We start from the raw sequence: 11,888 nt of genomic DNA on the forward strand, positions 1-11,888 counted from the left end.
ACTTTCTTGCGTGCGCAGCTGACGTGCGCTCGGGTGGCCGGGTGCGGATGCCGGCGGGAACCGACCCGATGTCGCCCGGATTCCCGGGGGCGCGGGGCAGCGCGATAGGTTTGTCACATGGCTTTTTCGGTAGCAATTGCAGGCGCGAGCGGTTACGCGGGCGGAGAATTGCTGCGAATGCTCGCCGGACACCCTGAATTCGAGGTGCGCACGGTGACCGCGCACAGCAACGCGGGCCAGCGATTGATCGACGTGCAACCGCACCTTCGCGGCCTCGCGCACCTCACCCTCGTGGACACGAACGCCGTCAACCTCGCCGGGCACGACGTCGTCTTCCTCGCCCTGCCGCACGGGGCATCCGGTGCCCTGAGCGCGGAGCTGTCGCCCGACACGCTCGTGATCGACTGCGGCGCGGACCACCGGCTGGAGGATGCAGCGGACTGGGCGGCGTTCTACGGCGGCGACTACTTCGGCTCGTGGGCGTACGGCGTCCCCGAACTCCCGATCCCCGGTGGCGGCAAGCAGCGCTCCCGCCTGGTCGGAGCCCGCCGGATCGCCGCGCCCGGGTGCAACGCGAGCACGGTCGCCCTGGCCCTCGCGCCCGGCATCCACGCCGGCGTGATCGAACCGGCCGACCTCGTCGCCGTGCTCGCCGTCGGACCATCGGGTGCGGGCAAGAGCCTCAAAGTCCCGAACCTCGCCGCAGAGGTGCTCGGATCCGCCAACCCGTACGCGGTCGGCGGCACCCACCGGCACATTCCCGAAATCCAGCAGAGCCTGCGCTGGGCGGGCGCCGTGAATCCGACCATCTCCTTCACGCCCGTGATCGTGCCGATGTCCCGCGGCATCCTCGCGACGGCGACGGCGCGCCTCGTGCCCGGCACCTCCGCAGCCGCCGTGCGCGCAGCCTGGGAGAGCGCATACGCAGACGAACCGTTTGTGCACCTGCTCCCGGCCGGACACTTCCCGCGCACGAGCGACGTGCTCGGCGCCAACACCGCACTGATCGGCCTCGCCGTCGACGAGGCCGTCGGCCGCGTCGTCACGGTGACCGCCGTCGACAACCTCGCCAAGGGCACCGCCGGTGCCGCGATCCAATCCGCAAACCTGGCCCTCGGGCTGCCCGAGACCCTGGGCCTCAGCATGAATGGAGTCGCCCCGTGAGCGTCACAACCCCCGCCGGATTCGCGGCAGCCGGCGTCACAGCCGGCCTCAAGAAGTCCGGCGGACTCGACCTCGCCGTCGTGCAGAACCTCGGCCCGCTCGCCAGTGCCGCGACCGTGTTCACGAGCAATCGCTGCAAGGCGAACCCGGTGATCTGGAGCCAGCAGGTCATGCGCGGCGGCAGCGTCCGCGCGATCGTGCTCAACTCGGGCGGTGCGAACTGCTACACCGGCAGCATCGGCTTCCAGACCACCCATGCGACCGCGGAGGCCGTCGGTGACCGCCTCGGCGTGTCCGCCGGGGAGGTGCTCGTCTGCTCGACCGGCCTGATCGGCGAACAGCTCGACCTGGACAAGATCACCGCAGGCATCTGGGACGCCACCCTCGCCCTGCGCACGGACGACTCGACGTCCGCCGAAGCGGGCCTGTCCGCCGCCAGGGCCATCATGACGACCGACACCACTCCGAAGCAGTCCGCCGTGACCGCGCCGGCCGGCTGGTCGATCGGCGGGATGGCCAAGGGCGCAGGCATGCTCGCCCCCGGCCTCGCGACAATGCTCGTCGTGATCACGACCGACGCCGTCCTCGACTCCGCCCAGCTCGACAGGGCGCTTCGGGTCGCGACCCGGATCACCTTCGACCGCCTCGACTCCGACGGCTGCATGTCGACCAACGACACCGTGAGCCTGCTCGGCTCTGGCGCGAGCGGCATCGCGCCGGACGAAGCCGAATTCGCCGCCGCGCTCACCGCGATCTGCCAGGACCTCACCCTGCAGCTGCAGGCCGACGCGGAGGGCAGCGCCCACGACGTCGCCATCACCGTGCGCAACGCCGAGACCGAAGCCGACGCCGTCACCGTGGCCCGCGCTGTCTCCCGCAGCAACCTGTTCAAGACCGCCATCTTCGGCAACGACCCGAACTGGGGCCGCGTGCTCGCCGCCGTCGGCACGACGGATGCCGCCTTCGACCCGTACAACATCGACGTCACGATCAACGGGGTGCAGGTCTGCACCGCGGGGGAGCCGGACCAGCCCCGCGAACTCGTCGACCTCACGCCACGCTCCGTCACGGTGCTGATCACCCTGCACGCGGGGGACGCGGAAGCGACGATCTGGACCAACGACCTCACGCACGCCTACGTCGAAGAGAACAGCGCGTACTCGAGTTGACCCGTCACACGCACGGCAAGGCCTCGCACCGGCATCCGCTCGCGGACACCGGCACCGGAACGCACGCGAGCGACGCGGAGGTCGACACGACCGAGGCCGAGTCGAACACCCGGGCCGAGGCCGCGGTCAAGGCCGAGACCCTGATCGAGTCGCTGCCCTGGCTCAAGCACTTCCACGACAAGATCATCGTCGTCAAGTTCGGCGGCAACGCCATGGTCAGCGAGGCGCTGCAGCGCAGCTTCGCCGAGGACATGGTCTACCTGCGTTATGCCGGCCTCCGCCCCGTCGTCGTGCACGGAGGCGGCCCGCAGATCTCGGCGATGCTCGACCGCCTCGGCATCCAGAGCGAATTCCGCGGCGGCTACCGCGTGACGACCCCCGAGGCGATGGACGTCGTGCGGATGGTGCTCACCGGCCAGATCAACCGCGAGCTCGTCAGCCACATCAACGAGCACGGCCCCCTCGCGGCCGGCCTCTCCGGCGAGGACGCCGGACTCTTCCAGGGCCGCCGCCGCGGCACGATGATCGACGGCGAGGAGGTCGACCTCGGCCTCGTCGGCGACGTGATCGGCGTCGACCCAGAGGCCGTGCACGCCCAGCTCGACGCCGGCCGCATCCCGGTGATCTCCTCGATCGCGCCAGACACGGATGTCCCGGGCCAGTCCCTGAACATCAACGCCGACGCCGCCGCCGCGTCCCTCGCCATCGCGCTCGGGGCCGAGAAGCTCGTCATCCTCACCGATGTCGCCGGGCTCTACAGCGACTGGCCGAACCGGGACTCCCTCGTCTCGATCATCGAAGTGCCCGAGCTCCGCGCCCTGCTGCCCGACCTGGAATCCGGGATGATCCCCAAGATGACCGCCTGCCTCGACGCCGTCGAGGGCGGCGTCGCCAAGGCGGCCATCATCGACGGGCGCGTGCCGCACTCGATCCTGCTCGAGGTCTTCACCGGGAGCGGGATCGGCACCGAAGTAGTACCCCGGGCGAACTGAGCCCAACCGCACCACACCACCGACACGACGGATTTGAGAATGACAGGCGAAACGATCACCGACTCACCGGCAACCTACGCGGGCACGACCGACGCGGCCACGCTCGCGGAACGCAGCGAGGGCTGGCGTGACCGATACACCGCGGCGATGATGCTCACCTTCGCGCCGCCGCGCGCGATGCTCGTCCGCGGCGCCGGCTGTTACGTCTGGGACGAGAACGGCACCGAATACCTCGACTTCCTCGCGGGCATCGCCGTCAACTCCCTCGGGCACGCCCACCCCGAGCTGGTCGCCGCCGTGTCAGCCCAGGTCGGCACCCTCGCGCACATCTCCAACTACTTCGCGTCCCCCTCGCAGATCGAGCTCGCCGAACGGCTCAAGCGCATCACCGGGGCCGGCCCGGCCGGCCGCGTCTACTTCTGCAACTCGGGCGCCGAGGCCAACGAAGCGGCCTTCAAACTCGCCCGCCTCAATATCGGGAGTGAGCCCGGTCGGCCGCGCACCCGCATCCTCTCGTTGCACGAGTCCTTCCACGGCCGCACCATGGGCGCCCTCGCCCTGTCAGGCAAGCCCGCCATGCGGGCGCCGTTCCTGCCGGTGCCCGGCGGCGTCGAGCACATCCACGCGACCTTCGAGGCCCTCGAGGCCGCGATCGACGACACCGTCGCGGCCCTGTTCCTCGAGCCCGTGCAGGGGGAAGCCGGCGTCATCGACCTGCCGGACGGCTTCCTGCGCCGCGCCCGAGAGCTCTGCACCCGGCACGGGGTCCTGCTCATCCTCGACGAGGTGCAGACCGGTGCCGGACGCACCGGAGACTGGTTCGCGTACCAGCACGACGGCATCCTGCCCGATGCGATCTCGATCGCCAAGGGCATCGGCGGCGGGGTGCCGATCGGCGCCCTCGTCACCTTCGGTGCGACGTCCGAGCTGTTCCAGCGCGGCCAGCACGGCTCGACCTTCGGCGGGAACCCGCTCGCGACCACGACCGCCAACACCGTGCTCGGCATCATCGAGCGGGACGGCCTCGTCGCCAACGCCGCCCGCCGCGGCGAGCAGCTCCGCGACCTGATCCTCGGCTTCGACTCCCCGCACATCCTCGAGGTGCGGGGCCGCGGCCTGCTGCTCGGAATCGGACTCGCCGAGCCCGTGGCCCTGAAGCTCGCCGACGCGGCCCTCGAGGCCGGCCTCATCATCAACGCCGCAAACGAGTCCACCATCCGGCTCGCGCCGCCCCTCATCGTCGGCGAGGCCGAGCTGGCCGAATTCGGGCGCCGATTCGGGCTCGCCCTGGCCAGCCTCTAGGCTGAAGAATCCCCCATTCCAGCGAAAGTGACCCCGTGACCCGCCATTTCCTGCGCGACGACGACATCTCCCCGGCCGAACAAGCCGAGATCCTCGACCTGGCCGTTGAGCTCAAGCGCGACCGATTCCAGGCGAAACCCCTCGCGGGCCCCCAGACCGTCGCCGTGATCTTCGACAAGTCGTCGACCCGCACCCGGGTGTCCTTCGCCGTCGGCATCGCCGACCTCGGCGGAAGCCCGCTGATCATCAGCACCGCAAACAGCCAGCTCGGGGGCAAGGAGACCGCGGGCGATACCGCCCGCGTGCTCGAACGCCAGGTCGCCGCGATCGTCTGGCGCACCTACGGCCAGGCCGGCCTAGAGGAGATGGCCCTCGGCACCACCGTGCCCGTCGTCAACGCGCTCTCCGACGACTTCCACCCCTGCCAGCTCCTCGCCGACCTGCTCACCATCCGCGAACACCGCGGCGAGCTCGCCGGCCTCACCCTGACTTTCCTCGGCGACGGCGCCTGCAACATGGCGCACTCCTACCTCCTCGCCGGCGCGACGGCAGGCATGCACATCCGTGTCGCCTCCCCGGCCGGCTACACCCCGCAGCCGCAGGTGCTGGCGGATGCCGAGGCCATCGCCGCGAAGACCGGCGGCTCGATCACCCTCTACACCGACCCCGCGGAAGCGGTCACCGGCGTCGACGTCGTCGTCACGGACACCTGGGTGTCGATGGGATTCGAGGAGGAGAAGGCCGCACGCGTCGCCTCCCTCGGCGCCTACCGCGTCGACAGCGCGCTGCTCGCCCGCGCCAAGCCCGACGCGCTCTTCATGCACTGCCTTCCCGCCGACCGCGGTTACGAGGTCACCGCGGACGTCATCGACGGGCCGCAGAGCATCATCTGGGATGAGGCCGAGAACCGCCTGCACGCGCAGAAGGCGCTGCTGGTCTGGCTGCTCGGCCACAACACCAACCCGTAAACTGAGACTTAGTAGATATTTAGAGGGAGAACCATGGCTGAACGTGTTGTGCTCGCATACTCCGGTGGACTGGATACCTCGGTCGGCATCGGCTGGCTGAAGGATGCGACCGGCAAGGAGGTCGTAGCACTCGCCATCGACGTCGGACAGGACGGCGAAGACATGGAGGCCATCCGCCAGCGTGCGCTCGACTGCGGCGCCGTCGAGGCCATCGTCGTCGACGCGAAGGACGAATTCGCCAACGACTACATCGTCCCGGCCCTCAAGGCCAACGCGCTGTACCAGAAGCGCTACCCGCTCGTCTCCGCGCTCAGCCGCCCGCTGATCGCCAAGTACCTCGCCTCCACCGCCAAGGCGCTCGGCGCCGACAGCGTCGCCCACGGCTGCACCGGCAAGGGCAACGACCAGGTCCGGTTCGAGGCCGCCGTCGCCGCGCTTGCTCCCGACCTGATCTCCCTCGCCCCGGTCCGGGACTTCGCGCTGACCCGCGACAAGGCCATCATCTACGCCGCGGAGCACAACCTGCCGATCAAGCAGTCCGCGAAGAGCCCGTACTCGATCGACCAGAACGTCTACGGCCGCGCGGTCGAGACCGGCTTCCTCGAAGACCCGTGGAACGCGCCGATCGAGGACCTCTACACGTACACCCAGGACCCCACGGTCACGCGGGACGCGACCGAGGTCGTCATCCGCTTCGACCAGGGCGTCCCCGTCGCGATCGACGGCAAGCCCGTCACGCCTCTGCAGGCCATCGAGATCATGAACAAGCTCGCCGGCGACCAGGGCGTCGGCCGGATCGACATGGTCGAAGACCGCCTCGTCGGCATCAAGAGCCGCGAGGTCTACGAGGCCCCCGCCGGCATCGCCCTCATCGCCGCGCACGAAGAGCTCGAGAACATGACCATCGAACGCGACCTCGCCCGCTACAAGCGCGGCGTCGAGGCCAAGTGGGCAGAACTCGTCTACGACGGGCTCTGGTTCTCCGGCCTCAAGCGTGCCCTCGACGTGTTCATCGACGAGACGCAGAAGTACGTGACCGGCGACATCCGCCTCAAGCTGCACGCCGGCACCGCGGTCGTCACCGGCCGCACGAGCCCGCAGAGCCTCTACGACTTCAACCTCGCCACCTACGACACCGGAGACACCTTCGACCAGAGCATGGCCAAGGGGTTCATCGAGCTGTGGTCGCTGCCGAGCAAGATCTCCGCACGCCGCGACCTGGCCGGCAAGTAGGGTCCGGAGCATGACAGGCGATTCTCCGGTCAACCGCGCCGGTGAGGCGGGCGCCCTCTGGGGTGGCCGCTTCGCCGGGGGACCGAGCCCCGAGCTCGCACGGTTGAGCAAGTCGACCCAGTTCGACTGGCCACTCGCGCCATACGACATCCGGGGTTCCCGGGCTCACGCCCGTGCCCTGGCCGCCGCTGGTTACCTGAGCGCCGAAGAACTCGCCGCCATGATCGCCGGGCTCGACCGGCTCGACGCCGCCATCAACGATGGAAGCTTCCAGCCTGCCGAGAGCGACGAGGACGTGCACTCCGCCCTCGAACGCGGCCTGATCGACATCGTCGGCGCCCCGCTCGGCGGCAAGCTCCGCGCCGGGCGCAGCCGGAACGACCAGGTCGCCACCCTGATCCGGATGCTGCTCCGCGACAAGGCCGCGAGCATCTCCGCGCACCTGATCACGGTGATCGATGCCCTCGCCGCCCAGGCCGAGGCCAACGAGACCGCGATCATTCCCGGGCGCACCCACCTGCAGCATGCGCAGCCGGTGCTCCTCGCCCACCACCTCTTCGCCCACTGCTGGCCACTCGTGCGCGACCTCGAACGCTTCACCGACTGGGGCAAGCGCGCGGACTACTCGCCGTACGGTTCCGGCGCCCTCGCCGGGAACACCCTCGGCCTCGACGCCCGGCTCGTCGCGACCGACCTCGGCTTCGGCCACGTCGTCGAGAACTCGATCGACGGAACCGCGAGCCGCGACCTCGTCGCCGAGTTCGCGTACATCACCGCCCAGATCGGCATCGACATCTCCCGCCTCGCCGAGGAGATCATCCTCTGGAACACCCGCGAATTCGGTTTCGTCACCCTCGACGACGCGTACTCGACCGGGTCCTCGATCATGCCGCAGAAGAAGAACCCCGACATCGCCGAACTCGCGCGCGGCAAGTCCGGTCGCATGATCGGCAACCTCACCGGCCTGCTCACGACCCTCAAGGGTCTCCCGCTCGCGTACAACCGCGACCTGCAGGAGGACAAGGAACCCGTCTTCGACTCGATCGACACCCTCGAGGTGCTCCTGCCCGCCTTCGCCGGCATGATCGCGACGTTGACCTTCCACACCGAGCGGATGGCGGAACTCGCCCCCGCGGGGTACTCCCTGGCCACCGATGTCGCCGAATGGCTCGTCAAGCAGCGTGTGTCGTTCCGGGACGCGCACGAGATCACCGGGCTCCTCGTGAAGTACGCCGAGCAGAACGAACTCGAACTCCACGAGGTCGACGATGACGCGCTCCTCACGATCTCCGCGCACCTGACCCCCGAGGTGCGCAGCGTGCTGAGCATCCACGGGTCCGTCGAGGGTCGCGACGGCCAGGGCGGCACCGCCCCGGTTCGCGTTGCCGAGCAGCGTGCCGTGCTCGTCGCCCGGGTGCGCGTGCTCGCCTCGGCACTCGCGCTCTAGCGGGCGCCACGGGTGAACGCCGCGCGGGAACTGCGACGTGACGGGCGCCGCCGGTGAGCCTCGACCGGGAGCTGCTCGCACGGCCGGCGATCGAACTCGCCCCGCTCGTGCTCGGTGCGGTTCTCCGCCACGGCGGGGTCGCGCTGCGCATCACCGAGGTCGAGGCCTACCTCGGCGACGGAACCGACCCGGGCTCGTATGCCTTCCGGGGTCGCACCCGGCGTAATGCGGCCATGTACGGCCCGCCCGGGCACCTCTACGCGTATTTCAGCTATGGGATGCACGTCTGCGCCAACATCGTCTGTTCCCCGGAGGGTGCCGCGTCAGCGCTCCTGCTCCGCGGAGGCGAGATCGTCGACGGACTGGCCGAAGCCCGGTCGCGCCGCACGACCTCGAAGACCGACGGCGATCTGGCCAGGGGACCGGCGCGGCTCACGATCGCCCTCGGTATCGGGCTCGGCGACGACGGCGCCGATCTCGGCGCCCTGCCGTTCGAGCTGACCCTGCCCGCCATTCCCGCGCCTGCGGTACGCACCGGTCCGCGCACCGGCGTCAGCGGTCCCGGCGGGGGAGTGGCGTTCCCGTGGCGATTCTGGCTCCCGGGCGAGCCGACCGTGTCGCCCTACCGGCGGCATCCGCAGCTTCGAAACGCGTCGGGGGTTTGAGTCACGGACAAAACACCCTCCCGATCGCGCAGAGGGGCCGTAACTCAGCGCACGCAGTCGCTCAGCTCGTCGCGATCTTCACGAGGGCGGCGCACGCGCAGGCCCAGATCAGGCTCGCGAAGGTGCCGATGATGAAGCGCTCACGGGTTTCGGCCTCGGTGAGTTCGGTGAACCGGCCGACGCCCTTGATGGCGACGACGACGGCGATCGCCTCGGGGAACCCGGCAAGGATCGCCCCCGCGACCGCGAGCCGTTCGAGGATGCCGATCATGAGACCGCCGCGGAGCACCTCGTGCACGGCACCGGCCGCGCCGGGTACTGCGGGCGTCGCGCCGTCGTCGACGAGGATGCCGCCGTGCTGGCCGGGCCGCGCGGAATCGTGGGTGGCGAAGTCGAGTGCGAGCAGGGCCATCGGACCGCCGCCGACGACGGCGAGGGCGAGTGCGATCAGTCCGAGGATGACGCCGAAGGTGTCGCTGCCGCCCGGAGCGGGGGCCGCCGCGATCAGCAGGGCGCCGGCGAGGCCGCCCGCCGAGATGATCGCGAAGGTCTGCTTCCGCCACCGGAACGCGAGCACGGCGCAGACGAGCGAGCCGATCGTCACGAGCAACAGCAGCATCCAGTACAGCGTGGCGAGGATCTGGAAGGACTGGATCGTCATCCGGCGGTGTCCGTTTCTGTCGAAGTCTGCTCGAGGTCTTCCACGAGCCTAACGAGTGCGGGGTGTGCAGCCTCCTCGACCCTCCAGAGCGAGGACTTGATCCGCTGGCTCACCGCGGCGGGCGTGATCCCGAGCCGGGCGGCGATGTCGACCTGGCTGAGCCCGCCGCGCAGCAGGTCGACCGCCGCCCAGCCCTCCGGCGAGCGGCGCTGGCGGAGCAGGAGCACGGTCGCGATGAGCGCCTCGACCTCGGCGCCGGCCAGAATCGGTGCGCCAGCGGGCAAGCCGGGGTGGGGCCGGCCGGCGGATGCCCCGGCCGCCGTGGCCCCGGACCCGTCTGCGTCGAGGGCGAAGCGGGCATCCGCTTTCTTGGCTCGCGTCACGGCGGCCCGCGCGGCGATGAATGCCGCGCCGGAGGCCTGCCGGGTGGCGTGGGGGAGCGGCACCCGGACCGGGCCGATGCCGAGGCCGATGCTCCAGTGCCCCGACCGGTGCAGCGCGAACACGACGTCGAGCGCGGTCGCGGCGTCGGTGAGCAGCGCCTGGATCTCGTCGCCGGAGGTCTGGTCTGGCGGCAGGAGGAAGGCGGGGCCGAAGTCGGCGGCGAGGCGGGCGATCATCTCGCCGGCCCGGTCCCGGTCGTGGCGGCTGTCGATCTGGTCTGCGGTGATCACGAACATGAGCGCGCCCTCCGGTGCGATTGCTGTGCAGCGCGGGAGTTCGCCCGCATAAAGTAAGCGTACACGCTATATATCTCAATATTCATTCTTCAGGCTTAATTATTCACGATGAAGGCTCAGGCCTGTCCTCCCGGCCCGGCACGGCCGCGCTGGTAATCTGGGCTGCGTGTCAGATCCCGTGATCCTCAAGCAGCAGTCCAACGACGTCACCTTCGAGAATGTCTGGGAGGAGATCTCCTGGCGTGGCCTCGTGCAGGTGTCGACCGACGAGGCCGAGCTGCGCGCGCTGCTCGCGGGGGAGCCGATCACCTTCTATTGCGGGTTCGACCCGACCGCGCCGAGCCTGCACCTCGGAAATCTCGTCCAGCTCCTGCTGATGCGCCGCCTGCAGCTCGCCGGTCACCGGCCGCTCGGCCTCGTCGGCGGTTCCACCGGTCTGATCGGCGACCCGCGGCCCACCGCGGAGCGGGTGCTGAACACCAAGGACACCGTCGGCACCTGGGTCGGCTACCTGCAGGCGCAGGTGTCGCGCTTCCTGAGCGCGGAGGGCGACAATCCCGTCACCCTGGTGAACAACCTCGACTGGACCGGTCCGCTCAGCGCGATCGACTTCCTGCGCGACATCGGCAAGTACTTCCGGGTCGGCACCATGCTCAAGAAGGATGCGGTGAGCGCGCGGCTGAACTCCGACGCAGGCATCAGCTACACCGAGTTCAGCTACCAGGTGCTGCAGGGCCTGGACTTCCTCGAGCTCTTCCGCGCGCACGGCTGCGTGCTGCAGACCGGGGGCAGCGACCAGTGGGGCAATCTCACGAGCGGCACGGACCTGATCCGCAAGGCAGAGGGTGCGAGCGTGCACGCCATCGGCACACCCCTGATCACGAACAGCGACGGCACCAAGTTCGGCAAGAGCGAGGGCAACGCCGTCTGGCTCGACCCCACCCTGACGAGCCCATACGCCTTCTACCAGTTCTGGCTCAACACCGACGACGCCGATGTGATCCTGCGCCTCAAGATCTTCACGTTCCTGACGCGGGCCGAGATCGAGGGCCTCGAGGAATCGGTTGCCACGGAACCCTTCAAGCGGCTCGCCCAGCGCACCCTCGCCGTCTCGGTGACGAGCCTCGTGCACGGGCGGGCGGCGACGGATGCTGCCATCCACGCCGCGCAGGCCCTCTTCGGCCAGGGTGACCTCGCCGACCTCGACGAGGAGACCCTCGAGGCCGCCCTGCGTGAACTCCCCAACACGACAACGGCCCCGCACGCACCTGTCATGCAGTTGCTCGTGGACACCGGACTCACGACGAGCCTGAGCGAGGCCCGGCGCGCGATCAAGCAGGGCGGGGTGTACCTGAACAACGTCAAGGTCCTCAGCGAGGACCAGACCATCGAGGGGGCCGTGCTCCCCGGTGGTGTCGCCGTGCTCCGCCGCGGCAAGAAGACCCTGGCCGGCGTCTTCGTCGAGTAGTCCCTGCCCGGCGTCTTCGTCGAGCAGTCCCCGCCGCGAGAGTACGATTTTGGCCCTTAAACCGGCTCTCCTGACTCTTCCGTGGGTTAGTCCCGGCCGGGAAGCACGGGTTTGTGCCCGCCGAGGCTGAGCATTGCGA

General features: G+C 69.6%; 11 protein-coding genes. 9 read left to right on the top strand and 2 right to left on the bottom strand.

Annotation, left to right across the window (positions count from 1 at the left end):
• The first annotated feature begins 117 nt into the window (after window positions 1-117).
• From argC to QN357_RS14375, 8 genes are all read left to right on the top strand, one after another.
• Window positions 118-1,164, top strand: coding sequence for an N-acetyl-gamma-glutamyl-phosphate reductase (gene argC, locus QN357_RS14340; protein ID WP_134447007.1), 1,047 nt, complete (start codon window positions 118-120; stop codon window positions 1,162-1,164).
• Entirely contained in the window at window positions 1,161-2,333 is a 1,173-nt protein-coding gene (argJ, locus tag QN357_RS14345) for a bifunctional glutamate N-acetyltransferase/amino-acid acetyltransferase ArgJ (RefSeq protein WP_134559715.1), read from the top strand. The genes argC and argJ overlap by 4 nt, the downstream gene beginning before the upstream one ends.
• A 140-nt stretch (window positions 2,334-2,473) precedes the next feature.
• Window positions 2,474-3,325, top strand: coding sequence for an acetylglutamate kinase (gene argB / locus QN357_RS14350; RefSeq protein WP_241984934.1), 852 nt, complete (start codon window positions 2,474-2,476; stop codon window positions 3,323-3,325).
• A 39-nt stretch (window positions 3,326-3,364) separates the two neighbouring features.
• On the top strand, window positions 3,365-4,627 hold the full coding sequence (locus QN357_RS14355) for an acetylornithine transaminase (RefSeq protein WP_134559711.1): 1,263 nt from the start codon (window positions 3,365-3,367) through the stop codon (window positions 4,625-4,627).
• Window positions 4,628-4,662: 35 nt separating this feature from the next.
• Complete coding sequence (gene argF, locus QN357_RS14360; protein ID WP_134447015.1) at window positions 4,663-5,595, top strand: ornithine carbamoyltransferase; 933 nt, start codon at window positions 4,663-4,665, stop codon at window positions 5,593-5,595.
• Between the two features lie 33 nt (window positions 5,596-5,628).
• The gene (locus tag QN357_RS14365) at window positions 5,629-6,828 is read left to right on the top strand and encodes an argininosuccinate synthase (protein ID WP_134447017.1); all 1,200 of its coding nucleotides are present in this window, start codon (window positions 5,629-5,631) and stop codon (window positions 6,826-6,828) included.
• 10 nt (window positions 6,829-6,838) lie between these two features.
• Window positions 6,839-8,275, top strand: coding sequence for an argininosuccinate lyase (argH, locus tag QN357_RS14370; protein ID WP_322136127.1), 1,437 nt, complete (start codon window positions 6,839-6,841; stop codon window positions 8,273-8,275).
• Window positions 8,276-8,328: 53 nt separating this feature from the next.
• Entirely contained in the window at window positions 8,329-8,940 is a 612-nt protein-coding gene (locus QN357_RS14375) for a DNA-3-methyladenine glycosylase (protein ID WP_322136126.1), read from the top strand.
• Between the two features lie 61 nt (window positions 8,941-9,001).
• On the opposite strand, the gene QN357_RS14380 is transcribed toward QN357_RS14375, so the two are convergent.
• Together QN357_RS14380 and QN357_RS14385 are read right to left on the bottom strand one after the other, a co-directional pair.
• Window positions 9,002-9,601, bottom strand: a complete 600-nt coding sequence (locus QN357_RS14380; RefSeq protein WP_322136125.1) for a hypothetical protein — start codon at window positions 9,599-9,601, stop codon at window positions 9,002-9,004.
• Window positions 9,598-10,281, bottom strand: coding sequence for a winged helix-turn-helix transcriptional regulator (locus QN357_RS14385; protein WP_134559704.1), 684 nt, complete (start codon window positions 10,279-10,281; stop codon window positions 9,598-9,600). Before QN357_RS14385 ends, QN357_RS14380 begins: the two co-directional genes overlap by 4 nt.
• A gap of 166 nt (window positions 10,282-10,447) precedes the next feature.
• Here QN357_RS14385 and tyrS point away from each other — a divergent pair, with 166 nt between their 5' ends.
• Entirely contained in the window at window positions 10,448-11,749 is a 1,302-nt protein-coding gene (gene tyrS, locus QN357_RS14390; RefSeq protein ID WP_241975411.1) for a tyrosine--tRNA ligase, read from the top strand.
• The last annotated feature ends 139 nt before the right edge of the window (window positions 11,750-11,888 follow it).

This window comes from Cryobacterium sp. RTC2.1, from assembly GCF_035018685.1.
Taxonomy (GTDB): Bacteria; Actinomycetota; Actinomycetes; order Actinomycetales; family Microbacteriaceae; genus Cryobacterium; species Cryobacterium glucosi.